The organism is Ruegeria sp. L11, from assembly GCF_056531755.1.
The window spans coordinates 704,785-730,567 of record NZ_JBQFMI010000001.1; the positions used below are offsets into that span (position 1 = coordinate 704,785).

Here is a 25,783-nt window from a genome sequence, read left to right on the forward strand (position 1 = left end):
GAACATTTGTGAACTTTAGGGAGCGTTACAGCTAACCCACTGAAATCAAACGGATCGCCTGATCCTGTTTCATCAGCCACAAAAGTACACGTGCGGCCCGTCCCCTGTCCGAAGTCAGTTTGGGATCGGTCGTTAGCAGCGCCCGCGCATCGGATTGGGCGACGGCCATCAATCCTGCCTGACGTTCCAGATCCGCGATATGGAATTTTGGCAACCCGGATTGCGCAGTTCCGATCAGATCGCCCGCGCCTCGCATCTCAAGGTCAGTTTCCGAGATTCGGAAGCCATCCTCTGTCTCGCGCAGAACCTCCAGCCGCTTGCGCCCTCCCTCGCTGAGCGGTGGTTGATACATCAGCAAACAGGTGGATTCCGCATCCCCGCGCCCGACGCGCCCCCGCAACTGGTGCAATTGCGCCAGCCCAAAGATCTCGGCCCGTTCAATGACCATGATCGTTGCGTTGGGTACGTTCACGCCGACCTCGATCACCGTCGTGGCAACAAGGACCTTTGTTTTCCCATTATGAAATGCGCTCATCGCGGCGTCTTTGTCGGCTGGTGGCATCTGACCATGAACCAGCCCCACAACGCCCTCACCCAAAATGGCCCGCAGGCGTTTGAAGCGTTCCTCGGCCGCTGTCAGGTCCGAAACTTCGGATTCGTCGACCAGAGGGCACACCCAGTAACACTGTCGCCCCTCATCAATCGCACGCCGCAGGTGGGCTATGACTTCGTCCATGCGCTGTGTGTTGACAATCGCCGTTTTGATCGGTTTTCGCCCCGGAGGCTTTTCATCCAGCACCGAAACATCCATGTCGCCATATTGCGCCAGCGCCAGACTGCGCGGGATGGGGGTGGCAGTCATTACCAGAACATCTGCCCCCTTGCCTTTTTCCGACAACTCCATCCTCTGCCGCACGCCAAACCGGTGCTGTTCGTCGACGATGGCCAATCTCAGCGCCTTGAATTCAACATCGCTTTGAAACACTGCATGTGTGCCAACCAGTATGTGAATATCGCCTTGTTTAAGCGCCTCAAGCTTGGCACGCCGCTCCGCGCCCTTGTCACGCCCGGTGAGCAGTTCCAGAACCACTCCGGCCTGCTCGGCCAGGGGGCGCAATCCTTCCAGATGCTGGCGCGCCAGAATTTCGGTCGGGGCCATCATCACGCCCTGCCCGCCTGCCTCAACCGCGATCAGAAGGGCCATGAAGGCCACCAGCGTCTTACCGGCGCCGACGTCGCCCTGTAACAGCCGGTTCATTCGGGCGTCAGACGCCATATCAGCCGAAATCTCATCAATGGCGCGCGTTTGTGCGCCAGTCGGGCGATATGGAAGGCTTGCCAGCACTTTCGATTGCAGTACCCCGGTTCCCACGCTGACGATTCCCCGCGACTTGCGCTCTCGTTGCCGGGCCAGAGCGAGCGTCAGCTGATGCGCAAACAACTCGTCATACGCCAACCTCTGACGTGCAGGGGCAAACGGCGCGACATCATCCGCGCCGCGCGGATTGTGACCGGCGTGAACGGCCACCGACCAACTCGGCCAGTTTTGCTGTGACACCTGCGCCGGATCGATCCATTCCTCAAGTTCGGGTGCGCGTGCCAATGCGCTGCGGCTGGCCTTGAACGCTGTTTTCTGCGTCAGCCCTTGCGTCAGGTGGTAAACCGGTTCGAATTCCGGGATATCTTCTGCTTGTTCAACGGGCAGCATGTGGTCCGGATGCACCATCTGCGCCATGCCGTCGAACAGTTCCAACTTTCCGGAAACCACGCGGCGTGATCCTTGTGGCAACACTTTCTTCAGATACTCACCACGTGCGTGGAAAAAGACCAGCTGGAAATCGGCCTGACTGTCTTCGACATGAACGCGATAGGCACCCCCCTTGCTGCGGGGCGGTCTGTGCGGGCCAACTGTCACTTCCACGGTCAGAGTGGCCGGCAGGTCCACCCCCTGTATTGAATCCCGCCTGCGCCGATCCACCACGGCATAAGGCAGGCTGAACAGAACATCGCGCGGGGATTCCACCCCGGTCTGCGCCATGGCCTGCGCTGTCTTGGGGCCGACGCCATCCAACGTTTCCAGCCCCGCAAATAGCGGGAAAAGCTGTTCGGGCCGTCCGCTCATGCGCCTTCTATCAGCTGAAGCCAGCCATCCTCGTCCAAAGTTTCGATCCCAAGTTCCGCTGCCTTTTTCGCCTTTGACCCGGCCCCGGGACCCGCGACCAGAATATCGGTTTTCTTGCTGACAGATCCGGAAACCTTGGCGCCCAACGCCTCGGCCCGCGCTTTGGCTTCGGCGCGGGTCAATTTTTCCAGCGTTCCGGTGAACACTACGGTTTTACCCGCGACCGGACTGTCCGAGGCTGGCGCGTCGGGGGCGATAACCGTCAATTCGCTGCGCAGCGTGTCGAAAGCCCGTCGTTCCTCTTCATTGGCAAATGCGTCCGACAGTGAAAGGCCAAGCGTTGCGCCAATTCCGTCGATGCCAATCAGCTCTGCCCAGGCGGCATTGGCATCGGCTGCGACATTGGCCTCCGCGATCGTTGCGTCCCGCACTTCTTTCACGCGTGCGCGACGCCCTTCAAGCTGCGCTGCCGCACGCTCTGCGTCTTCCGCCTCATCCGCCCGCCGTTGCGCCAGTGCAGCCGGTCGTGCAGTGTCCAACGCGAGCGCCATCGCATCCCAATCACGATAATACAGTGCCAGATCGCGCGCACCGACTTCGCCCACATGTCGAATGCCCAGTGCAAACAACAAGCGCGCAAAAGGAATTTTCCGCTTTTCATCAATGGCTTCAAAAAGGTTCCTGGCGGATGTTTCGCCCCACCCGTCCCGGTTTTTCAACCGCGTCAGACTGGCTGCGTCCCGCTGTTCCAGCGTGAAAATATCAGCTGGCGCATTGATCGGAAGGGTTGGATCCCCATAGAACATTTCAATCTGTTTTGCACCCAGCCCTTCTATATCAAAGGCTTTGCGCGACACGAAATGTTTCAGCTTTTCAACGGCCTGCGCAGGACAGATTAGGCCGCCGGTGCACCGTCGAACCGCGTCGCCTTCTTCGCGGATCGCATCGCTTCCGCATTCGGGGCAATGTGTCGGAAAGGCAAAGGGGCGTGCATCGGCGGGGCGTTTGGACAAGTCGACATCCGAAAGTTTGGGGATCACGTCGCCCGCGCGATAGACCTGAACCCAATCGCCCACTCGGATATCTTTTCCATCACGGATCGTGCCGCCTTTGGCGTCGCGCCCAGCGATATAATCTTCGTTGTGCAAAGTGGCATTGGAGACGACCACCCCGCCAACCGTTACAGGATGCAACCGTGCCACAGGGCTGAGCGCCCCTGTTCGACCAACCTGAATGTCAATCGCCTCCAATCTGGTCCAGGCCAGTTCGGCTGGGAACTTATGTGCGATTGCCCATCTTGGCGTCGTCGAACGGAAACCCAAACGTGCCTGTAATGACAGATCGTTTACCTTGTAGACGACCCCATCGATATCATACCCCAAAGTCCCACGCTGCGCTTCGATATCCCGGTAATGAGCAATCATGTCCTCAGTCGTGGCACATAGGCGCGTCAAGGAATTCGTGGGGAACCCAAGCGTCGCAAGACGCTCAATCGCTCCCATCTGGGTATCCGCCAAAGGCTCTGACAGTTCACCCCAGGCATAGGCGAAGAAGCGCAATGGGCGGGATCGGGTAATTTCTGAATCCAGCTGACGCAGTGACCCTGCCGCTGCATTGCGCGGGTTGGCAAAGGGTTTGCCCCCCCGTTCGGCTTGTCGCGTGTTCAAGGCTTCGAAATCAGAGTGGGACATGTAAATCTCGCCCCGAACCTCAAGAACTTCAGGCGCGTTTTCAATCTGCTGTGGAATATCAGAGACAGTGCAGGCGTTGGCCGTTACGTTCTCGCCAACTTCACCGTCGCCCCGCGTTGCGGCCTGAACCAGCTGTCCGTTCTCATATCGCAAGGACAAAGAAAGGCCATCAATCTTGGGTTCAGCTGTGAAAGCCAGCGGCGCGCCTGCATCAAGGCCCAGATATTTGCGAATCGAGCTGTCGAAATCGGCAATGTCCCCATCGTCGAACGCATTTCCCAGTGACATCATTCGGACGGCATGAGTAACTTTTGAAAACCCGTCCGACGGTTTGGCCCCGACTTGTTCTGTTGGGCTGTCAGCACGTTTCAGGTGGGGAAAAAGCGCCTCGATCTCGGCATTTCTGCGTTTGAGGGCATCATAATCCGCATCCGACAACTCGGGCGCATCTTCTGCGTGATACAGCGTGTTGGCTCGGGACAGTATGTCCGCCAACCGCGCCAGTTCGGCACGCGCCTCATCATCGGTCAGGTCTGATATGGGAGTGGAATTGCTCATGGCCTCGCCCTGTCACGCGTTCTTGGACCTCAGTGATAGGGCGAGGTCATGGCCAGGTCCAGATGTGCTGAGCCGTGAGTGCAACGTGCCGCCCTGGACTACCAGCGACACAAACAGTTCAAATCAGAGGCCGACCGCCATTCTCGTCTCGTCCAGAGTGTTGCTTTGCGGATCGCGCAACACGTAACCCCGGCCCCATACGGTTTCGATATAATTCTCGCCACCCGTTGCGTTGCTGAGTTTTTTGCGCAGTTTGCAGATGAAGACGTCGATGATCTTCAACTCGGGTTCATCCATGCCGCCGTATAGGTGGTTCAGAAACATTTCCTTGGTCAGAGTCGTGCCCTTACGCAAGCTGAGCAATTCCAGCATCTGGTACTCTTTTCCTGTCAGGTGCACGGTTTTTCCGTCCACCTCAACGGTCTTGGCGTCCAGATTTACAGCCACGCGACCAGTGTGGATGATGGACTGCGAATGCCCTTTCGACCGGCGGATGATGGCATGAATGCGAGCCACCAGTTCTTCGCGATGGAAGGGTTTGGTCAGATAGTCATCCGCGCCAAACCCGAAACCTTTGATCTTGCTGTCCGTATCATCTGCGCCCGAAAGGATCAGGATAGGTGTTTCCACCCGGGCAATCCGCAACTGGCGCAACACTTCATGCCCGTTCATGTCCGGCAGGTTCAGGTCCAGCAAGATCAGGTCGTAATCGTAGAGCTTTGCCAGATCGATACCTTCTTCGCCAAGATCCGTTGCATAAACGTTTAGGTTCGCATGCGTCAGCATCAGTTCGATGCTTTTAGACGTGGTCGGATCATCCTCGACAAGAAGAATACGCATTTTCACTGCTCCAATTCGGGTCAATAATTCCAATTAAAATCAAACCTGACCAAGAATGGTTAATCTGACGTTACCGTTGAATCATTTATTCTCGCTCTCCTTTAAGTTGTCGATACTTTTTTAAGGCCGTGGCTTTCAAAGCCTCGACACCGTGTTCCGCGACTAGGGAAACCCAGCCGTTGAACTCTTCGTCACTTATGCCGTATTTCTGTTTTGCCTCAGACAGGCTGATCAGCCCGTAAAGCACCCCACGCACGACCAGAATCTTGCGTGAGGCCACCCACCGCCTTGTGCTTGTTGGCGGCAGATCGGCGCGCGTCAGTATGGACCCGTCCGGCAGAGAAACAGACCTTGGCCCTTCCACTTTGTGCAAATACATCGCTTTACCCTTTTTGCTGCATCAAAGCTGACGCCAGCCTACTTAAGGTCGTATGAAACCGCCTCTTGAGAGTGTGTAGAATTTTCCTATATTCTGCCGGTCTTTCTTAACCCGGACAGGAACCGCCAATGGCCCTCGACACCGAGACCCCGCTGAACTCGCTTGGCTTTGCCAAACCGCCGTCGGAAACGCGGGTGGTTGTGGCCATGTCAGGGGGCGTCGATAGCTCTGTCGTCGCGGCCTACTTGGCCGATCAGGGCTATGATGTGGTGGGGGTGACACTGCAACTCTATGACCATGGCGCGGCTCTGGCCAAGAAAGGGGCGTGTTGTGCCGGGATCGATATCCACGATGCGCGCCGCGTAGCAGAAGAGCGTGGGTTTCCCCACTATGTTCTGGACTACGAAAACATCTTCAAAGACGCGGTGATCGATGAGTTCGCGGAAAGCTATCTGGCAGGCGCAACACCCGTCCCCTGCATTCGCTGCAACGAGCGGGTAAAATTCAAGGACCTTCTGGAAACCGCCAAGGATCTTGAGGCCGACTGTATGGCCACCGGGCACTATATCCAGCGCAAAATGGGGCCAGACGGCCCGGAACTGCACAGCGCCGAAGATGCCAACCGGGACCAATCCTATTTCCTGTTTTCGACAACGCCGGAACAGCTTGATTTCCTGCGCTTCCCGCTTGGTCATTTGCCCTCAAAAGACGCGACCCGCGAAATGGCGGCTCAATATGGGTTGTCTGTGGCGGACAAGCCCGACAGTCAGGACATCTGCTTTGTGCCCGACGGCAACTATGCCAGCGTCATTGAAAAGCTGCGCCCCGGTGCTGCGGAACCGGGCGAGATTGTTCATGCCGATGGCCACGTACTGGCACAGCATAACGGTGTGATCCACTACACGATCGGCCAAAGGCGCGGCCTGGGCATCGGCGGCCTGAGCGAGCCGCTTTATGTGGTCAAGCTGGACGTGGACAAGAAACAGGTCGTCGTCGGCCCCAAAGAGATGCTGGCAACGCGTGTCGTTCCCGTGCGTGAGATCAACTGGCTGGGCGATGAACCCTTCACTTCGCGCGAAGAATGGCACCTTTCAGTCAAGGTCCGTTCGACCCGCCCCCCGCGCGAGGCCATTATTCGACCGCTGTCCGACACCACTGCCGAAGTTGAATTGCTGACACCCGAAGAAGGCATCTCGCCCGGTCAGGCCTGCGTCTTCTATGCCTCAGAAGGCAGCCGCATCTTTGGCGGCGGCTGGATCTGGCGTGGGTACTAGGCTGAAACGGGTTCAACCTCGGGTTCGATCTGGATCTGAAGCGCATCGTTGAACCGGTTGAATGCACCGCACAATGCGATGCGCCAGGTTAACTCGACAATCTGGGCATCGCTGAACCAGTCCCGCAGGCCGGAAACCTCGGCGTCGCGTATACGGCCTGATCGTGTCGTTACAGCCTCGGCGTATCGCACGACGGCCTTGTCGCACGCGTCCAGTTCGGGGTGGTTGTCGACATCTGGCAAACGCGCCGCGCCTTCGGGGCTGAGACCTGCAACCGTCAACAGTGGAGTATGATGCGAGACGCAGTAGTCACAGGCGTTCAATTTGGAAACCGTCACCATGGCCAGTTCCAGCGCACGACGCGGCAAAGTTTGCTGTTCCCGCAACGCCGTCAACATGCCGGCGACATGTTCCAGAACCGGTGGACAATGTGCGGCAACCCGGGCCCAATTGTCGAACGGGCCATAAGCACCCAAAGCCGCATGTGACGCGCGTGTCTCGTCTGCCATCTCAGGGTCTGACAAAGGGGGGATGCGGGTCATGATGAAATCTCCTTTTCAGCGAGGATATCTTAAGTCCGCACCGCTGCAACAGACGGTCGCGGATAACAAACCCGCGACGGAATGCCGAAACAGGTCTGTTACAGGGCATCCGTGGGCGAATTGAAGAGGATGTAAAGCCCGACGCAGACCATGATATATGGGGCGATCCGATCCATACGGGCCACGCGTGGCCCAAGGCTTTTGGCCCGAGGTGCGCCCCAGGCGGCAACTACGACCAGAACTGAAGCGGCCAGTGCTGCGCCGATCAAGGCGGCAACACGGTATGAAGGGGCAGACTCCGCCAATAGCGGTGTCATGACCGCGAAACTGTCAATCGACAGGCTCAGGAACAGGGTAACCACCGATGTTACGGCCCCTTTTACCTCGGTTCCTTCAGAGTTGGCCCCGAAAAACTGCCGCCAGATTCCGCGCAAACCAAAGGCCAGTGGTACAAGACCCAGAAACCCGATCCAAAACGGTGCGCCGCTCTGGTCAACACCCAATGCGACGGTCATGGCCAATGTCAGAACAATTGTCTGCGCGACGGCAAAGCCAATGATGGCGCGGCGTTGCTCGATCACCAATATCAAACCCAGTAGGACGGCCAGATTGTCCAGATTGGTGGATATCATGGCAACCCCGGCTGAAGCGGCGAACAGCGTGTGATCAAGCATGCTTAATCTGCATTCTGTCCAGCACAGCTCGTGCCGCCCGCAACCCCGGAGCTTCTCCTCCGCGCCCCAACCGTTCCATTGTCAGGTTCATCGCGAGTTGCTGAGCGTCAGGGGCATTGGTCACATCATGCAGGGCTTTGGCGATCTTGTCCGGCTGGCAATCGTTCAGCAGGCATTCAGGCACGGCGCGTGTTTCAGATACCAGATTGACCAATGTAACAGTGTCCAGCTTGACCATGCGTTCGGCCATTTTCTGGGTCAGCCAATTGAGTTTGTAGGCGATCACCATAGGTGTATTCTGCGCCGCCAGTTCCAAAGAAACCGTACCCGAAGCGGCCAGCGCGATACATGCCGTGCCAAAAGCCGCGCGTTTTTCGACCGTGGCTTGCCCGGCCCCCATTTGTCGCGGGTCGAGCACTATTGGTGCGCCCGGCCAGCTTTGCGTCAGAGCGTTGACCAGGTCAGTTGTCGCACCCACGGTTGGAACCACGACACGATAACTGGGATGGTCCGTCAAAAACAGCCGCAATGCCTCACCGAACGTGTCTGCCAGACGTTCGATCTCACCCCGTCGCGATCCGGGCAGAGCCAGCAGGACTGGTGCATCCCCTAGGTCGTACCTGCTCCGGAAGGCCGCAATCTCGGCCTGTGTTGCCGTCGGTTCGCTGGCAACAGGGTGGCCGACAAAGTCGCACTCCATCCCTGCCCGCTCCATGTATGGCGGCTCGAACGGAAGCAGTGCCAGCACATGGTCGATGACCTTTGCCATTTTATCCGCCCGCCCCGGACGCCAGGCCCAGACACTGGGCGCAACGTAATGCACGGTGCGAATACCACTGGCGACTTTGACGATTTTGGCGACACGCAGGCTGAAATCGGGGCTGTCGATGGTGATCAGAACGTCCGGCCGCGTGTCCAACACTGCTTGCGCGGTCTCCGAGATTCGACGCTTGAGGTGGAAAAACTTCGGCAGAACCTCGATCAAACCCATCACCGAAAGTTCCGACATCGGAAACCGGCTGGTCAGCCCCTGAGCAGCCATCAAAGGTCCGCCCACCCCGTCGAACTCAATATCGGGGATCAGGGATTTCAGCCCCTCCATCAACGCGCCGCCCAGCCGGTCGCCCGAAGGTTCACCGGCGACCAGAAAGACGCGCATCAGACCGCCCGCTCGCGAATATACAGGAACAGCCCAAGACGGTTACATTCGGCGATGACCTGTTCTTTTTCCAAAACCAGCACACCGCCCTTTTCCAGAACGATGCCAGACAAGCCTGCCGCGACCGCATCCGTGACGGTGTTGGGCCCGATGGCAGGCAGATCAGCACGCCGATCTTGATCGGGCTTTGGGCCTTTGAACAGTATGCCGCCCCCCGCGTCCGGGCGTTGCGTCAGGGATTGAAGCATCCAGGCGGTTCCAAAGATGCCTTCGATTGCCAACACCTGCCCTTTTGAGACTGCACAGGCCTGACCAATATCCACAGCCCCCATGGCCCGCAGAATTCCGGCAGCGCGGTCTGCATCTGCCATATCACTCTCGGATGGGTGCACATCAGTCAGACAGCCCAAAGGCGGCAACAGGCCAGGGGCGATTTCATGCGCGGCGCACACCCGCAATCCTGCGCCTTCCAACAGGCCAATGACAGCCCGCAATGCTCCGTCATCACCCGACAGCATGGCCTGCTGGATCACCGGAACCAATGGCATCGTCGCCGCGTCAATACGTTTAGGATCAACCTTCGGGCGCCGAACTGCGCCGGCCATACAAATCTCGGTCACGCCCTTCGCCTGAAGCCCGGCAATAAAACTGCCAAGCTGTTCAAGCGGAAACACGATATCTGCGACCAGATCATCCGGCAGGAACCCTTCCATCGCGCAGATCAGCGGACGTTCCGCCAGTTGGGCAACCAATTCGGTCGGCAGTGCCCCGGTTCCCGCAATCAACGCAAGCATGTTCCTATTTCCTCGGTGTCAGGAACGACCGATCGCTGTGTCCGGTGACAAAATCAACGATCCGCTGCACATAGTCGCTGTCGTTACCCTGACCAAGACGGTAGGCGCGATCCATGAATGTTCCATCGCCTTCAGACAGCTCCTTGAACGCGGCACGCAACGCCGAGATGTCTTCGCGCGAAACACCTTTACGCTTGAGACCCACGAGGTTCAGACCTTCAAGCTCACCCCGGGAGGCTTGTACCAAACCGTAGGGAATGACGTCCTTTGGCACCATGGTGAGCGCACCGATGATCGCCCCGCGACCAACACGCACCCACTGGTGCAGGCCCGAAATGCCACCGACGATCACATCATCCTCGACGATGCAGTGACCAGCTGCCCCTGCGTGGTTCACCATGATAACCCGGTTGCCGATCTGCACGTCATGGGCCACATGAACACCTGCCATCAGCAGGCAATCATCCCCGATCCGGGTTACACCGCCGCCACCTTCGGTCCCGGTATTGATCGTCACGTGCTCGCGAATGCGGTTGCGCTGACCGATTTCAAGGCGCGTGTTTTCACCGCCAAATTTCAGGTCCTGCGGAATCTCACCGATCACCGAAAAATTAAAGATCACGGTGTCTTCGCCAATCGATGTGTCACCGGTCACAACGACATGAGACTTCAGTTCGACCCGATCAGCCAGTTTTACATTGGCGCCCACATAGCTAAAAGGACCGATGACGCAATCCTGCCCGATCTGCGCCCCGTCTTCGATAATCGCGCTGGGGTGGATACGGCTCATGTTGTTTTTTCCATATCCCAATCGACATAGGCCGAGAATTCTGCCTCGGCGGCCACTTCACCATCAACAGTTGCGCGGCCGTTGAATTTGAAAAGCTTGCCACCTTTCTTGCCGCGAACCGTTTCGACATGCATTTCCAGGACGTCGCCAGGAACAACTTTCCTGCGGAATTTGCATTTGTCTATGCTCATGAAATAGATCAGCAACTCGGTGTCGATGACATCCATCCCTACGCCCAGCATTACGCCTGCGGTCTGCGCCATCGCCTCGACGATGGTAACACCCGGCATGATCGGTGTTCCCGGGAAGTGGCCCTGGAAATGCGGCTCGTTCATGGTGACGTTCTTAATACCTCGAGCCGATTGATAGCCAGAGATGTCCACCACCTTGTCGACCAGCAAAAACGGATAACGATGCGGCAGGATCCTTTGGATCAACTGAATATCGGCACTTTTGGTTTCCGTTGTCATGATGCGGTTATCCTGTTCTGGATGTTTCTTTTTCAGCGTGGTTAGCAATACAGCCTCGCAAGGGCAAGCGAACCTATTCGCTTGTGTCCTTTTGAAGTCCGCTGCCATCGCCAATTGCTGTGTTCACGCGGATTATCGCAGCCTCTGTGATATCAGACGTGCTTACAACGACATTAGAGCGTTCGATGATCACGCTGGCACCAAATTCGCGTAGCAAATCAACAAGGATCGGGCGAACTATTTCGAAAAACGTTTGTTGCGCTTCCTCGCTGCGACGTGCCAGCGCGTCAAGCTTTGCCCTTTGCCCGTCGCGATGGGACTGAACCTTGACATCGAACGCTTCGGCCAGCGGGCGAAACTCCTCTGCTGGCATGGTCGTGCGCTTTTCGGTCAGGTCTTTTTCTTCTCGGCTGAGTTCCGCGACAATCCGTTCATTTTCTTCCGCAAGCATTGCGCTTTCTTTTTCGATCTCGCGCAACACACGTTGCCCAAATGCGGAATTCTTGAACAGCTGCTCACCGGACAACGTAACCACGCTGGCTTGCGGAACACCCAGCTGCTGCGCATCAGCCGAAAGGGCCTGAAACAGCATCATAAATGCACACAGGGCCCAAAGCGGGCCCTGTATCGAGGTAAAGAACCTGTTCGTCATCGCAGATCAGAACCGGGCCTGAATGGTCAGGTCAAAGTTCTGTTCCTTGTCAAACGTCTCCTTTTTCAGAGCCTTCGAAAAGTTGAACTGCAAAGGTCCAAACGGCGTTTCCCACAAGACCGAGATACCGATAACGTGACGAATGGACCCGTCTGCGCCAACGATATTTGCCCCTGCGGTGTTCACATCGTTGATGTTGTAAAGGTTTCCAACGTCATAGAACAGACCGCCCCGCAGGCCCAGTTCCTCGGGCAGACCCAAGGGAAAATCGGTTTCAAAACGCGCGACCCAGTAATAGTTGCCGCCGATGGCATCGTCCTGACCATTGGACAAATCACGCGGGCCAAGACCCGCAGGCTCAAAACCGCGGAAAGTACGAGGCCCCAACACAAAACGGTCGACGGTGCGGCTGAAGTCATTTCCACTCCAATTCAACGCACCCAGCTCCAATGTGGCCCGTAGTACCACTTCTTCATTCCAGACCCGCGTTTGAGCGATACCGCGCGCAGTGGTTTTGAAATACTTGTTATCACCGCCAAGGCCTGCCGCGTCGACGCCTACCTCGAACAGAACACCAGAATTCGGGTCCAGACCACCAATCCGGCTGTCATAAATGTAGGACAGTCCCAGTGAACTGGACGTCCGTTTGCCTTGTGCGATCTCGGATGCGATCACTGCGCCATTGGTCTGATTGCTTTGTTGCGTCATCTCGCTGCGGTCCCAGCCATAGCGCAGACGAAGAGCGGACAGTTCACCGATTGCATAGGTCAGCTGAGGTGTGAAGAACAACGAGCTCGTGTCGTAGCTGGCAAAGCCGGAATTGGTTGCCGACAGTCCCAGTCCAAGATCGAAACGCAGCTTTCGGCCCAGCAAATAGGGTTCGGTAAAGTTAATCGTGTACTGTTCTGAATCCTGTGCTGTCGAGATCGAAACACCAAGATTCTGACCGCGTCCCAGGAAGTTTGCCTCGTTCAGGCCGATTGCAATCCCGAAGCCGTCTGTGACCGAGTAGCTGCCGCCAAGGCTCAGCGAACCTGTAGGCTGTTCCTCGACATCCACATCCAGAATGACCTGGCTGGGTGACGATCCTTCCCGAGGCTCGACCTCCGCAACTGCAAAGAACCCAAGCGCATTGATGCGTTCCGCGGCCTGACGGATTTCACGCGGGTTGAAGGGGTCACCTTCTACAGTGTCAAACTGGCGGCGGATCACACGGTCCAGCGTGGTGGTGTTGCCTTCGATATCGATCCGTTCAACAAAAATCCGCGGACCTTTCGTCAGAACAAATTCAATGTCCAGGGTAAGATCACGGTCATTGCGCGTCACACGCGGTTCAACCCGCAGGAAATCGACACCCTGTTTCAACCCAAGGCGTTCTTGCCGCGCGATCGAGTTTTCCACCAGCGTCGGCGTATACGTCACGCCCGGTTTGATTTTCAGCACATCCTGATAAGGCGCTGCATCAACGCCGGGAATTTCACTAACCGTCGTGATCTTTCCAAACGAGAACTTTTGGCCTTCGGTGACGTTCATCACCAGAAAGAACGCATCCCGTTCGCGGGTGAATTCAACGTTGGCGCTGTTCACACGGAAATCGATATAGCCCCGCGACAGGTAGAAATCGCGAATGACCTGTTTGTCGAATTCAATGCGGTCGCCGATAAACGTGTCGTTACGGAAGAACGTCCGCAGGAAGGTTGCCTGCTTGGTTTCCAGAACCCGGCGCAGCCTCCGGTCCGAATAGGCGCGGTTGCCGACAAAGCTGACGCGCTCGACCTCAATGGTCGTGCCTTCTGCCACTTCAAAGACCAGATCAACCCGGTTGTCGCTGCGACGGATAATGCGAGGAATAACGGTTGCCGCGACGCGACCCTGGGCGGAATACACTTCGGCAATGGTGTCGGCGTCTGCTTCGGCCGCCTGTGGCGTAAAGACCCGGCGGGGTTGCGACGAGATCACGTCCAGAAGAACGTCGTCTTTGACGCGAGCGTTCCCTTCGATGCTGATCTGGTTGATCGTTGGATATTCCTGGACCTGAATGACCAGAGTCGTGCCGCGCGGCGTCAGTTCAACTGTCTCAAATACACCACTGTCAAGCAAACGCTGATAGGCATCGTTAAGCTGCCCGGCAGTTACAGTCTGGCCCGGTTCGATTCCGGTCCGAGCGATAATTGTTCCGGTTTCGATCCGGCGGTTCCCTTCAACATCGAACGAGTTGATTGTGTAGTTTTGCGCCGATGCCGCATGCGGAAACGCCAGTAAACTTACCGCAACAAAAAGGAAAAAAACCGTTAGCGCCTGCCACAAAATATTGTTTGTCGGCATATGCCCCCCGCAGGATGTGCCTGCGTCTCGCCTGTCAGTCATTTTATGCTCTACCCAGAATTTTGAGACTTTAATGCTGAGTAACGGGATTGAATGAGCTTGTCAAAAGGCGATATCGAAGCAGTTAGGCAGACGGCTTCGCGACAACAGACCTACGATTTTCCCGAGAATCACATTCCCGCCAGATAGGCGGCCCCAGCCATCGCCAACGCTGTAACGGCAAAACTCAGCATAACATCCCAATTCAACATGAACAGGAAGCTAAAGCTTTGATACGATTTTTTCAGCGTTTTGGACATGACTGTTCCCTTTAGACGGGAATGTTGTAGCGCTAAAATATGGCGGTAATGCGGCTGGAATCTGCTCCAGCCGCCACATTCAGCAGAACAGGTCGTTGCTGACCGAAAACAGCATCAGGGTTAGAATGATCGAGATTCCAATGCCCATGAGTATTCGCAACGCCCGGTCGCTGGGCGGTTTCCCGGCAATGGCTTCGTAGGCGTAGAAGACGAGATGTCCGCCATCCAACGCCGGAATGGGAAACAGGTTCAACAACCCGACCGCCGTCGACAGGACAGCAATGAAGAAGATAAAATTCTGCGCCCCCTGGCTGGCCATCGCCCCCGAAGTTTCGGCAATTCCGATTGGCCCCGAGATGTTGCAGGTGCTGATTGCACCTGTCACCATGTGCCACATGCCGGACAAGGACCCTTCGATGATGCGGCCAGTCTGGATGACACCGCCCTTTAGGGAATCAAAAAGACCAGCCGGTACGGTAGCAGGCTCAAGCATCATGCCACCGACGATTCCGATGCGCCAATGGGTGACAAAACCACCATCAGGCTGCGGTTCATCCGTGCGCCGGGGCGCCAGGGCAAATTCCAACTCGGACCCATCCCGCCAGACTTCAAGCAGCAAGACGCGACCGTCCGATCCTTCGACATGATCCTTTAGCTGTTCGAAGGCAAAGATTGGTTCACCATTGACCGAGGTGATGACATCCCCTTGCTTCAGTTGGATATCCATAGCCGCGCTACGCGGAGCAACCTGACGGATCAGCGGCGGAAGCATCCAGGGGGCCTGAACCTCAAGGGGTTGGCCATCGCGGATCACGGAATAATCCAGAACCGGTTGAACAGGCAGCTGATCGATGAACTCCTTCCATGCGACTTCTTCGTCATAGTCCGGTGTCGGACGACCGGCGATAGCCGTAATCACATCTCCCTCGCGCAATTCCTGCACGGTGCCTGGCAAAGGCTGCAACGCGCCAACGGTCAGGGGTTCACGCGACACGCCCTGTGACCAGAAGATCAGGCCAAAAACCAGAATGGACATGGCGAAATTAAAGACCGGGCCAGCCGCGACAGTTGCTGCCCGTGCCCATAGCGGGGCGCCGTGCATGGTGCGGCGCAACTCCTCAGGATTTTGGGTCGCGATGTCTTCCATCGCCTCTTCATCCTTGCCCGAGGCCGCATTGGCATCGCCCAGAAATTTCACGTATCCACCAAAAGGCAACGCTGCGATCTGCCACTTGGTTCCGCGCTTATCCTTGCGGCTCCAGAGCACCGGTCCAAACCCGAGCGAAAAGACTTCGGCATGGATACCAGACCACCGGCCCACAATGTAATGGCCATATTCATGCACGGCCACAATGACCGACAGCGCAATAACAAAGGCAACAATCGTCCACAGCAGATTGCCGAATTGCGGGATCAGCGAAAGTACGTCCAAATTTCTATCCTGCTCGTTCCATCACAGTGTTATCGACCCACTGACGTGCCAGATGGTCGGTTTGCTGCACGTTATCAAGTGTCATCGGGGCATCAATAAGGCCACCCGTTGCGTCAAACCTGTCCAATACGGCAGAAACGGTATCCGCCATATCAAGAAAGCCGATCCGGCCCGCAATGAAGTGATCCAGCGCGCGTTCCTTGGCGGCATTGAATACTGCGCCAGCCAGCCCACCACGCTGCATCACGTCCCAGGCGAGTTTCAGGGCTGGATAGCGTGTCAGATCCGGTTCGTTAAAGCGCAGCTGTCCCAGCTTTGCGAGGTCCAGCCGCTGAACCGGCAGCTCCTGCCTGTCGGGCCAGTGCAACGCATACCCAATGGCGTGGCGCATATCGGGGGCGCCCATATGTGCCATCATCGCGCCATCCCGAAACCCGACCATTGCATGGACAATGGATTCGGGATGAACCAAAACTTCGATCTGATCCGGGGAAACTCCGAAATATTCTTTTGTTTCTATGACTTCCAGCGCCTTGTTGAACATCGAGGCACTGTCGATCGTGATCCGCTGGCCCATATCCCAATTCGGATGGCTGGACGCTTGTTCGACGGTGGCGTTTGCCAGATCTTTCAGCGGCCAATCGCGGAACGCTCCGCCACTTGCGGTGATAATCACCCTCTCGACAGCGTCGATATCTTCACCAACCAATGCCTGAAACACCGCCGAATGTTCACTGTCGACAGGAAGCAAACGCGCGTCATGGTTTTTTGCAGTGTCCAGAACCAACGATCCTGCGCAGACCAATGTTTCCTTGTTGGCCAAGGCCAGTGTTGTTCCTTGTTTCAGGGCTTCGATCCCAGGCGCAAGGCCCGCTGCTCCGACGATGGCTGACATGACCCAATCCGCCGGGCGCGCTGCGGCCTCGGCGATCGCACGCGGCCCGGCCGCCGCTTCGACCCCACTTCCGGCCAGTGCGGCGCGCAGGTCCTCCAACCTGTCTTCATGTGCCGTGACAGCCAAATCGGCACGCAACCGACGAGCGTCATCAGCAAGTTGTCGAATATTCGCGCCGCCGGTAAGGGCCACCACATCATAGTCTTCGGGTTTACGCGAAATCAGATCAAGCGTGTTTTGCCCGATCGACCCCGTGGCCCCAAGAACGGAAATCCGTCGCATTACATCTCACCCGGCGTGTACAGAAGCCCTGCGATCAGAACAAACACCGCAGCCCCCATCATGCCGTCGAACCGATCCAGAAAGCCGCCATGGCCGGGGATCAGATTTGAACTGTCCTTGACCCCGAATTTACGTTTGATCGCGCTTTCGATTATGTCACCCGCCTGACTGGCCATTGATGCGAGAACGGAAACAACAACAAAGGCAAAGCCGAAACCCGCGTGGCTTGCAAAGGCGATACCGACACAGGCCGCAGCAGCCCATCCGCCTGCCGTTCCCGACCATGTTTTCTTAGGGCTGACCTTTGGCCAGAACTTGGGTCCACCGACCATTTTACCCACAAAATAGCCCGCCACATCGGTGGCAACCACCACCGCGATCAGCCAGACCATCCAGCCAAAACCCGAGTTTTCGCGAATGGATATGAAACCCAGACCAGCCGCAACAATCCAGACCGCGAACAAGCCGTACAGGGGTTTCGAACGGCTGATCTGTCCCATGCCCACCAAAGCCGGCGCAAGCACGACCGGGAGCGTGTATAGCGCCGGCAGGTGGTAGCTGAGGATAACCGCAATCGCAGTCAGAACGCCCAACTGGACGGCCACACCCTGGCTTTCAGGGTCGATCATCCGAACCAGTTCCCAGGTCATCAGGCCACAAGCAGCCGCAATGAAGACCTCGAACCAGAGACCACCAAGCCAGACTTCAATGGCCCCTATCGCAACCAGAACGGCGGCAGAAAGGACCCGGCTCGTCAGATCAGACCACCGGCCATCACTCATGCCAGAACCGCCCCGTAACGGCGTTCTCTGGCCCCGTAGTTGCGACAAAGCCTTTCGAGTTCCGCCGCGGTGAAATCCGGCCACAAGGTATCTATGAATTCGTACTCGGAATAGGCGGACTGCCACAGCAGAAAGTTCGAAATCCGTGCTTCGCCACTGGTCCGAATGACAAGGTCAGGATCCGGAAGAACGCGTGTATCCAGATACTTAGGTAACGTTTCTTCATCCACATCCTCGGGTTTAAGCCGCCCGTCGGCCACATCCCGCGCAAGGCGCTTGGTGGCGCGCGCCACCTCGTCCCGACCGCCATAGTTCAGTGCGACTGTCAGATGAACAAGGTCGTTGTCCTTGGTTTCTTCTTCCAGTGAATCCATCAATTCGGTCAGTTTCGAATCCAACCGTACCCGATCGCCAATGAACCGTACCCGGATGCCATTATCCGCCAGGGTCCGTGTCTCCTTGATGATGTAGCGCCGAAACAGGCTCATTAACCCGGCCACCTCAACCTGCGTTCGCTTCCAATTCTCAGTCGAGAATGCAAACACTGTCAGGTACTTGATCCCCAGATGCGGGCAGGCCTCGACAACCTCGCGAACACGCCGCGCTCCGGCATGGTGCCCAAACAGCCTTGGGCGACCACGCGCCTGTGCCCAGCGGCCATTGCCATCCATGATGATAGCGACATGGCGCGGACCGCAGACCGGATCGGTTTGGGGATCTTTCGGCATCAGACCAGATCAGACCTGCATGATTTCAGTTTGCTTGGTTTCAAGCGCTGTATCGACTGCCTTGATCATCGCATCCGTCAGATCCTGCACTTCGCTTTCCCACAGCTTCTGATCGTCTTCAGACATACCGTCCGCCTTTGCCTTTTTGATCTGATCCATGCCATCCCGGCGCACATTGCGGATCGCGATCCGGGCGCTTTCCGCATATTGGCCAGCGACCTTGCCCAGTTCACGGCGACGCTCTTCGTTCAACTCGGGAATCGGCAGCATGATGATGGTGCCGTTCAGCTGCGGGTTGATGCCCAGTCCGCTTTCGCGAATGGCTTTTTCAACCTTCCCGACCAATGACTTATCCCACACATTTATAGTGACCATGCGCGGCTCTGGCACGTTGACGGTGCCCACCTGGTTGATCGGTGTCATCGAACCATATGCGTCGACCATGACAGGTTCCAGCATCGAGGCCGATGCGCGCCCGGTTCTCAGCGAGGCAAATTCGGTTCTCAGATTGACCATTGCGCCATCCATGCGGCGTTTCAGGTCATCGGTGTCCAGTTCGAAGTCGTCAGACATGCTGCTCACTCCCCGTATTCAGGTACTCTTTGGATGGGTCTTACGCCATCACATTTGGGATGTATAGCAATCATGAGGCGGTTTTGTACCAATGGCCAGAGGTGTTGCGATCATTTTGTACCAAACGCGCCTTCGCAAAACCCGACACGGCATCGTATCGGGTTTAGGCTGTCAACTGCGCTCAGGCATTCACATCGACAACAACGCGCCCTTTGACCTGCCCTTTCAGGATATCGGCACCCAGTTGCGGAAGGTCGGACAAGGCAGCTGGTTGTATCATCGACTCAAGCTTGTCCATCGGCAGGTCGGTTGCAATCCTTTTCCAGGCACGAACCCGGTTTTCATAGGGCTGCATCACACTGTCGATGCCAAGAAGGTTCACACCGCGCAGCAGGAAGGGAATCACCGTTGCAGGCAGCGCCGCGCCACCCGCCAGACCCACGGCCGCGACCGAACAGCCGTATTTCATTTGCCCAAGCACACGCGCCAGCATCGCACCGCCCACGGCATCCACGCAACCCGCCCAGGTTTCACTTTCCAGCGGGCGCTTGGTTGTCTCATTCAGCTCATCGCGGGGCACTATTGTCGTTGCGCCCAGCGATTTCAGATAATCGCCGGTTTCAGGTCGCCCGGTCACGGCGGCCACCTCATACCCGAGATGGCCCAGAATGGCAGTGGCCACAGACCCAACACCACCGGCCGCCCCGGTTACCAGAACTGGGCCGCGATCGGGGGTCAGCCCGTGATCCTCCAGCGCCATCACGGCCAGCATCGCGGTAAACCCGGCAGTCCCAACAGCCATCGCTTGCCGGGCGTCAAGCCCATCCGGCAGAGGCACAAGCCAGTCCGCTTTGGCACTGGCTTTCTGCGAATAACCACCCCAGTGCGCTTCACCTACCCGCCACCCGGTCAGAACGACCTTGTCACCGGGCTTGTAACGCGCGTCGTAAGATGCCTCGACGGTACCGGCATAATCAATTCCGGGGACATGCGGATACGCCCGCACCAAACCGCCCCCCTTGGGGGACAGACACAGACCGTCCTTGTAGTTCACTGTGGAATATTCAACCGCGACCGTGACGTCGCCATGCGGCAGATCATCCAGCGTAAGCTGCCTGACCGACGCGCTCGCCAAACCGCTTTCTTCGTCCTTGTCCATCACAAGTGCATTGAACATCTCTCAATTCCTTTCGTGTTTCTGTAACCGGCCCGTTGCTTCACCTGGCCCTAAATATCCCGGGGGAGTCGCGCAGCGACGGGGGCAGCGCCCCCAAATCCCCTTTAAATCCAGAAACGTGACTGCACGGTCGCGCGGCGCATTCCATCTGGTGTTTCCACGTCCAGCTCCGTTCCCGAATCCCAATGGCTCAGGCGTACCATGCCAATGGCGACGTTGGTGTTGAAATCGGGTGACCACGCGGCCGAGGTCACCTGCCCCACACGCTTGCTGTCCGCGTAAAGGCCCCATGGTCGGTCACAGCCCGGCACCGGATCGCCCGCAATGGCGACGGGGCGGATTTGCTGAACAGGCCCCTCCTTGGCCACGCGCAGCAACGCGTCCCTGCCGATACAGCCAATCGCGGTATGTGTATTGCAGAACTTGCCCAAACCGCACTCATGCGGGGTGTTGTCGTCGGTCATGTCATTGCCATAAGACAGCAGACCGCCTTCAATCCGTTCGATCAGGTTCGGGCACCCGGCGCGCACCTGCAAATCTTCCCCTGCTGCAAACAGAGCGTTCCACAGGGGCATGCCGATATCGCTGCCTTCCACATAAATCTCGAACCCGCCTTGTTTGGAATAACCCGATCGCGCCACAGCCAGATCGCGACCTTCAAACTGGAACATATCGAATTTGAAGAACCGGATGTCGCGCACCCGGTCGCCAAAGACACGCGCCATCAGATCGTCGGCTTTGGGACCCTGAACAGCAAGAGGTGACACATCCGGTTCGTCCACCAGCACGTCCAGACGATATCCAACGGCGATTCCCTTGACCCACAACAACAGATCGCTGTCAGCGATTGAAATCCACCAGCGGTCTTCGGACAGTTTTACCGCAACCGGGTCATTCAGCATACCGCCGGTTTCATCCACGATGGGGACATAGAAACATTGCCCCGGCAACATCCCCCGCAAATCGCGCGGGGTCAGCATCTGCATCAGGCGCGCGGCGTCCGGTCCGCGTAGCTCGATCTGCCGCTCGCATGCGACATCCCAGACCTGCACGTGGGATTTCAGGTGCCGGTAATCGACTTGGACGCTTTCGAAGACCGTGGGCAACAGCATACGGTTATAAACCGTGTATCCTTTGACCCCTGCGGCCTCGACCCCTTCTGAAAACGGTGTGCGCCGCAAGCGGCGAGAGGCGGAAATCTGCGGCATTCAAACCTCCTTGGGCATAAAAATGATATCGCTGACGGGCGCTTGCGACCCAACTTCGGTCAGCATCTTGCGCATTTGACCCCGGTGGTGGGTCTGATGGTTGAAGAAATGGATCACATAGTTTTCGTAAGGCATTGTGACATCGACCTCTTTTACGACTAAGCAACAGGTGATTGGCCCGATAAACAGGTCAGTTCCTGATGCGACAGCTAATGCAGAAACGCGGCCAACTGCGAGTTTTGCCAGTGTTTTTGGCGCGCCACATCTTGCGCAAACGCGCCTGTGATCATCATTTGGGCCCGTGCCAATCAATCGGGCAAATCTCAGCGGACTTGCCACCAAAATCCCAAACGCGACCGTAGTCGCGCACTTTCGATTTGGTGCCGCGCGCCACGATGATGTCCGGTCCCATCCAGTATTTTGAGTTTGAAACCATCACGGGATGCTCGGGGTCTTTGCCCGCCAACATCTCGATCTCACCCTGAATCTTGCGACCGATCATGATGCGGCGTTTGGTGCCGTCGCGCTCGATCTGAACCGGCGCCCGTTCGGCTCCGATGATTTCGCTGACGAGCATGGTGAACAGACCGGTGGTACCGCCCGCCTGCCCGCTGAAGATTTGCAGCAGCCCGTTATAGGCTTTGCCGCTGGCGCGTTCGTCGACGTAAGCCGCCACTTTCCACTGGCCTTCACCCATCCGGCCGGGAATATCCACAAGCAGGCCGACATTCAGACCCGACAGGTCCTCGCCCTCATAATGGCCCTCATCAACGATAATACCCATCCAGGCATGGCAATGCCCTTCGGTCGGAGGGTGCGCGCCCAGTGAAACGACGCAGGGACAGAACACATCACACGAGCAGTTCAGGATCAACTCACCCTTGATGGCCCAGTCCGTCGGACTCATCTCGCGCCGTTTGGGATTGGGCATCCGGCTGTCGATGCGTTGGCTGACGGGCAACCGGTCGGCGTCTGGTTTTCTGTTCTTAGCCATTGGCTTATCCTCCGTAGCTAATTGGATAAACGAGCAGAACAAGACCGCCCGCAATCAGCGCAAACCCCATTGGCCGGGTCACAGCATGCCCGATCTGGGGAAGTTTCTCCAATACCATGAACAGGGTCGCAAGACCCATCCACAACAGGCTCATGACGCCGCCCACAAATCCCAGCGCCATGAAACCCCAGCAGCATCCGACGCAGAAGGCACCAAGGCCCAGCCCCATGCGCACACCGCCCGCAAATCCGGTTTTCCAATGGCCCAGGAAATAGGTCATTGGGGCGTGGCACACGCCATGGCAGACCTCTTTGACGCGCGAGAACTGAAACGCGCCAACCGCGATCATCAACCCGCCCGCAACCCAGCCGGATCTGGCAATGCCCAGCATGTCGATCACACCACCAAACAGCAAAGCCAGTTGCGTTCCCGCGATCACAGCCGCAAATCCGACCCAGACCAAGGAATACCCTGCAAGCACACCCAGCCACCCGGCACGGGTGCCATTGGCGCTTTGGATCAGGTCGTCATAGCTGCGCAGGGTCGGAACAAGCGTTGGCAGCATCATGGCCGCCATCATGATCGCCCACATCCAGAACAGCGTGCCAAACTCGGCCATGGGCATGTACATGTCCATGCGCGGGTCCATCGCAGCCATCGCCTGCCCCATGGGCCCCGGACGACCGATCAGGTCCAAGTCCATGTCGCGGCCCATCGCGAACATGACCCACCATGCCCACAGGATCAGGACATAAAAGCCCAGCCACATTCCGCTGCGTAGCCAAGTACGACTCACTTCGGCCTCCCGACTCAACTCTCTTGCTTTTCAAATGTCAGACTTTTAAATGTCAGACAAATAAAAATTTGCTCAGGGTCTTCTGAACATGAAAACCGCGCCTCGGAAAACCGCCGACCTGTCTGCCCAGATTGCACATGCCATCCGGGACGCGATTGTCTCAGGCGAGTTGATCGTGGATGCGCGCCTACCCTCGGAAGCGGAACTTTCCGAGCAATTTCAAGTCTCGCGCCCAACTGTGCGTGAGGCTTTGAAACGACTGGCGGCGCAATCCCTGATCCGCACGCAGCGTGGCGCAACCGGAGGTGCGTTCGTAAACCGTCTGAGTTTCGAAGATGCCTATTCGCAGCAGATCACGACCTCGACCCTGCTGCTGTCGATGAACGCGGTCAGCTTTGATACGGCCTGCGAGGCCCGCTATGCGCTGGAACGGGCCTGTGCCCCCCTGTCTGCCCAACGACGAACGGCGGATCAGCTTGCCACGATGCGGGCGGAAATCTTTCGCCAGTCCCAGCCCGGTCTGACGGATGAGGCGTTTTGTGCCTCAGACGTCACCTTTCACAGGGCCCTGGTAGACGGGGCCGACAACCCGGTCCTGTCCTATCAACTGGCTGGCGCGGTCGAGGCGATGCAGCCTTTGATGAACATGATTACCTTCACGGCACGTTCGCGCGAAGAAATCATCGCATTGCACACCAGAATTGCAGACGCGCTTGAGGCCAGAGACGCAGATACCGTCGACGCCGCGCTGGTCGATCTGGAATATTACACACAGCAACTGGCCCACAATGTGGCCGAACGCAAACGGAAACCGGCCTGAAGGCTTAAACGGAAACATACTTTAAAGGCAGAGGTCGAGCAGGCAGAATGTCATCCGGCATCAAGACCGGAACTCTCAATAAGAATTGAATGACAATGATTTACGGGAGGACGTTATGAACAAAAGACCGGACCCAACCTTTTATCCTTCGGCCAAGCTGGCGATGAAGGGCCCCGCAGAAACGCTTGCTTTCACGCTGATGCTCAGCCCCGATTTTTCGCAACCCGACGGGCTGGCAGTAGTGAATGTCGATCCAACCTCGGCCGATTTCGGGAAGATCGTGCATCAGGTGATCATGCCCGAAAAAGGCGACGAGTTTCACCATTTTGGTTGGAATGCCTGTTCGTCGTCGCTGTCACCGCTCAGTGGTCATGCGTTTCTGGAACGTCGCTATCTGATTATCCCCGGCATCCGGTCGAGCCGGATATACATCATCGATGTAAAGAACCCGCTTGAGGCGAAGATTCACAAGATCATCGAACCCGAGGAAGTCTTTGACAAAACAGGGTATTCACGACCACACACGATCCATTGCGGGCCGGAAGGCATCTATGTGAGCACGCTGGGCGGCGGCGGTGAGGACGGCATGGATGGCCCTCCGGGTATTTTCATCATGGATTGTGAAACCTTCGAGATCATCGGGCGCTATGAGATTGAGCGCGGCGTGCAGGACAAGCACTATGATTTCTGGTGGAATCTGCCGCGCGATTACATGGTCAGTTCCGAATGGGGCCTTCCCCCGCAATTTGAAAACGGGCTAGTGGCCGAGGATCTGCTTTCGAACAAATACGGTCACCGCATCCATTTCTGGAACCTGCGCAACCGGACCAATATCCAAACCATCGATCTGGGCGAAAACCACCAGATGGCGCTGGAAATCCGGCCCGCGCATGACCCGGTCAAACAATACGGGTTCTGTGGTGTTGTCGTCGATACCACCAACCTGCAAGGCGCAATCTTTACGTGGTGGCGCAATGAAGATGGCACGTTCGAAGCCAAGAAAACGATCACCATCGACCCACAACCCGCTGATCCAGATGATCTTCCTGAACTTCTGAAGGGGTTTGCCGCCGTACCACCGCTGGTCACCGATATCGACCTGAGCCTGGATGACAAATACCTTTATGTCGCCTGCTGGGGCACCGGCGAGATGCATCAATATGATGTATCCGATCCGATGAACCCGACCCTTGCCGGGAAAGTTGAAATCGGAGGTATTGTAAAAAAGACCAAACATCCGAACGGACAGACCTTTGGCTATGGGCCACAAATGGTCGAGATCAGCCGCGATGGTAAACGCGTTTATTGGACCAATTCACTTTATTCCACGTGGGACGATCAGTTCTATCCCGAAGAAGGCGGCGCGGCCATGGTCAAGGCGGATGTCGGCGAGAATGGCGGGCTGGTTTTGGACCCGAAATTCTGGGTTGATTTCCCCAAAGGATATCGCAGCCACCAAATCCGGCTGGAGGGGGGGGATTGCTCAACCGACAGTTTCTGCTACCCCTCGGTCTGAATTGGAGATTC

At 57.1% G+C, this 25,783-nt stretch carries 26 protein-coding genes; 3 read left to right on the forward strand and 23 right to left on the reverse strand.

What is annotated here, in order from left to right; genetic code table 11:
- Positions 1 to 31 precede the first annotated feature (31 nt).
- The 4 genes from recG to sciP all read right to left on the reverse strand — a co-directional run bounded on the left by recG (position 32) and on the right by sciP (position 5,590).
- On the reverse strand, positions 32 to 2,122 hold the full coding sequence (recG, locus tag ACR0CE_RS03490; RefSeq protein WP_480830951.1) for an ATP-dependent DNA helicase RecG: 2,091 nt from the start codon (positions 2,120 to 2,122) through the stop codon (positions 32 to 34).
- Positions 2,119 to 4,371 (reverse strand): NAD-dependent DNA ligase LigA, encoded by a 2,253-nt coding sequence (ligA, locus tag ACR0CE_RS03495; protein ID WP_480830953.1) that lies wholly within the window; start codon positions 4,369 to 4,371, stop codon positions 2,119 to 2,121. The genes recG and ligA overlap by 4 nt, the downstream gene beginning before the upstream one ends.
- A gap of 123 nt (positions 4,372 to 4,494) precedes the next feature.
- On the reverse strand, positions 4,495 to 5,211 hold the full coding sequence (gene ctrA / locus ACR0CE_RS03500) for a response regulator transcription factor CtrA (RefSeq protein ID WP_267364745.1): 717 nt from the start codon (positions 5,209 to 5,211) through the stop codon (positions 4,495 to 4,497).
- Between the two features lie 85 nt (positions 5,212 to 5,296).
- Positions 5,297 to 5,590: a CtrA inhibitor SciP gene (gene sciP / locus ACR0CE_RS03505; RefSeq protein WP_480481012.1), complete on the reverse strand. Its 294-nt coding sequence runs from the start codon at positions 5,588 to 5,590 to the stop codon at positions 5,297 to 5,299.
- A gap of 128 nt (positions 5,591 to 5,718) precedes the next feature.
- On the opposite strand from sciP, the gene mnmA reads away from it, so the two are divergent.
- Positions 5,719 to 6,864 carry a tRNA 2-thiouridine(34) synthase MnmA gene (gene mnmA / locus ACR0CE_RS03510; protein ID WP_480493209.1) on the forward strand — a complete coding sequence of 382 codons (1,146 nt, stop codon included), beginning with the start codon at positions 5,719 to 5,721 and terminating at the stop codon, positions 6,862 to 6,864.
- On the opposite strand, the gene ACR0CE_RS03515 is transcribed toward mnmA, so the two are convergent.
- The 19 genes from ACR0CE_RS03515 to ACR0CE_RS03605 form a co-directional block, all read right to left on the reverse strand.
- Positions 6,861 to 7,406: a carboxymuconolactone decarboxylase family protein gene (locus ACR0CE_RS03515; protein ID WP_480493210.1), complete on the reverse strand. Its 546-nt coding sequence runs from the start codon at positions 7,404 to 7,406 to the stop codon at positions 6,861 to 6,863. The two genes, mnmA and ACR0CE_RS03515, sit on opposite strands and share 4 nt — an antisense overlap.
- 98 nt (positions 7,407 to 7,504) lie before the next feature.
- Positions 7,505 to 8,080, reverse strand: a complete 576-nt coding sequence (locus ACR0CE_RS03520) for a hypothetical protein (RefSeq protein WP_267364740.1) — start codon at positions 8,078 to 8,080, stop codon at positions 7,505 to 7,507.
- The gene (gene lpxB, locus ACR0CE_RS03525; protein WP_480772673.1) at positions 8,073 to 9,239 is read right to left on the reverse strand and encodes a lipid-A-disaccharide synthase; all 1,167 of its coding nucleotides are present in this window, start codon (positions 9,237 to 9,239) and stop codon (positions 8,073 to 8,075) included. Before lpxB ends, ACR0CE_RS03520 begins: the two co-directional genes overlap by 8 nt.
- Positions 9,239 to 10,033 (reverse strand): LpxI family protein, encoded by a 795-nt coding sequence (locus tag ACR0CE_RS03530; protein WP_480830957.1) that lies wholly within the window; start codon positions 10,031 to 10,033, stop codon positions 9,239 to 9,241. The genes lpxB and ACR0CE_RS03530 overlap by 1 nt, the downstream gene beginning before the upstream one ends.
- Before the next feature lie 4 nt (positions 10,034 to 10,037).
- Positions 10,038 to 10,823, reverse strand: a complete 786-nt coding sequence (gene lpxA / locus ACR0CE_RS03535) for an acyl-ACP--UDP-N-acetylglucosamine O-acyltransferase (RefSeq protein WP_480564843.1) — start codon at positions 10,821 to 10,823, stop codon at positions 10,038 to 10,040.
- Positions 10,820 to 11,293: a 3-hydroxyacyl-ACP dehydratase FabZ gene (fabZ, locus tag ACR0CE_RS03540; protein WP_480831221.1), complete on the reverse strand. Its 474-nt coding sequence runs from the start codon at positions 11,291 to 11,293 to the stop codon at positions 10,820 to 10,822. The genes lpxA and fabZ overlap by 4 nt, the downstream gene beginning before the upstream one ends.
- A 73-nt stretch (positions 11,294 to 11,366) precedes the next feature.
- Positions 11,367 to 11,945 (reverse strand): OmpH/Skp family outer membrane protein, encoded by a 579-nt coding sequence (locus ACR0CE_RS03545; protein ID WP_480830959.1) that lies wholly within the window; start codon positions 11,943 to 11,945, stop codon positions 11,367 to 11,369.
- 6 nt (positions 11,946 to 11,951) lie between these two features.
- Positions 11,952 to 14,312: an outer membrane protein assembly factor BamA gene (bamA, locus tag ACR0CE_RS03550; protein ID WP_480545594.1), complete on the reverse strand. Its 2,361-nt coding sequence runs from the start codon at positions 14,310 to 14,312 to the stop codon at positions 11,952 to 11,954.
- 128 nt (positions 14,313 to 14,440) lie between these two features.
- Positions 14,441 to 14,569: a hypothetical protein gene (locus tag ACR0CE_RS03555; RefSeq protein ID WP_267364732.1), complete on the reverse strand. Its 129-nt coding sequence runs from the start codon at positions 14,567 to 14,569 to the stop codon at positions 14,441 to 14,443.
- 79 nt (positions 14,570 to 14,648) lie between these two features.
- A complete protein-coding gene (gene rseP, locus ACR0CE_RS03560; RefSeq protein WP_480584175.1) occupies positions 14,649 to 16,001 on the reverse strand; it encodes an RIP metalloprotease RseP in 1,353 nt (450 codons plus the stop codon).
- Positions 16,002 to 16,005: 4 nt separating this feature from the next.
- Entirely contained in the window at positions 16,006 to 17,178 is a 1,173-nt protein-coding gene (dxr, locus tag ACR0CE_RS03565; RefSeq protein ID WP_480830962.1) for a 1-deoxy-D-xylulose-5-phosphate reductoisomerase, read from the reverse strand.
- Positions 17,178 to 17,960 (reverse strand): phosphatidate cytidylyltransferase, encoded by a 783-nt coding sequence (locus ACR0CE_RS03570; RefSeq protein ID WP_480564848.1) that lies wholly within the window; start codon positions 17,958 to 17,960, stop codon positions 17,178 to 17,180. The genes dxr and ACR0CE_RS03570 overlap by 1 nt, the downstream gene beginning before the upstream one ends.
- A complete protein-coding gene (locus tag ACR0CE_RS03575; protein ID WP_480505250.1) occupies positions 17,957 to 18,688 on the reverse strand; it encodes an isoprenyl transferase in 732 nt (243 codons plus the stop codon). Before ACR0CE_RS03575 ends, ACR0CE_RS03570 begins: the two co-directional genes overlap by 4 nt.
- 9 nt (positions 18,689 to 18,697) lie before the next feature.
- Entirely contained in the window at positions 18,698 to 19,261 is a 564-nt protein-coding gene (frr, locus tag ACR0CE_RS03580) for a ribosome recycling factor (RefSeq protein WP_209596181.1), read from the reverse strand.
- 181 nt (positions 19,262 to 19,442) lie between these two features.
- Complete coding sequence (gene acuI, locus ACR0CE_RS03585) at positions 19,443 to 20,438, reverse strand: acryloyl-CoA reductase (protein WP_480830964.1); 996 nt, start codon at positions 20,436 to 20,438, stop codon at positions 19,443 to 19,445.
- A gap of 104 nt (positions 20,439 to 20,542) precedes the next feature.
- A complete protein-coding gene (locus ACR0CE_RS03590) occupies positions 20,543 to 21,646 on the reverse strand; it encodes a dimethylsulfoniopropionate demethylase (RefSeq protein ID WP_480830966.1) in 1,104 nt (367 codons plus the stop codon).
- The gene (locus tag ACR0CE_RS03595; RefSeq protein WP_480564860.1) at positions 21,647 to 21,781 is read right to left on the reverse strand and encodes a DinB family protein; all 135 of its coding nucleotides are present in this window, start codon (positions 21,779 to 21,781) and stop codon (positions 21,647 to 21,649) included. It lies immediately after the preceding gene.
- A gap of 154 nt (positions 21,782 to 21,935) precedes the next feature.
- The gene (locus tag ACR0CE_RS03600; protein ID WP_209596177.1) at positions 21,936 to 22,640 is read right to left on the reverse strand and encodes a DUF1326 domain-containing protein; all 705 of its coding nucleotides are present in this window, start codon (positions 22,638 to 22,640) and stop codon (positions 21,936 to 21,938) included.
- A gap of 4 nt (positions 22,641 to 22,644) precedes the next feature.
- Entirely contained in the window at positions 22,645 to 23,409 is a 765-nt protein-coding gene (locus ACR0CE_RS03605) for a DUF2182 domain-containing protein (protein ID WP_480831223.1), read from the reverse strand.
- Positions 23,410 to 23,524: 115 nt separating this feature from the next.
- Here ACR0CE_RS03605 and ACR0CE_RS03610 point away from each other — a divergent pair, with 115 nt between their 5' ends.
- The gene (locus tag ACR0CE_RS03610; protein WP_480830969.1) at positions 23,525 to 24,256 is read left to right on the forward strand and encodes a FadR/GntR family transcriptional regulator; all 732 of its coding nucleotides are present in this window, start codon (positions 23,525 to 23,527) and stop codon (positions 24,254 to 24,256) included.
- Positions 24,257 to 24,371: 115 nt separating this feature from the next.
- Positions 24,372 to 25,772: a selenium-binding protein SBP56-related protein gene (locus tag ACR0CE_RS03615; protein WP_480545599.1), complete on the forward strand. Its 1,401-nt coding sequence runs from the start codon at positions 24,372 to 24,374 to the stop codon at positions 25,770 to 25,772.
- Positions 25,773 to 25,783 lie beyond the last annotated feature (11 nt).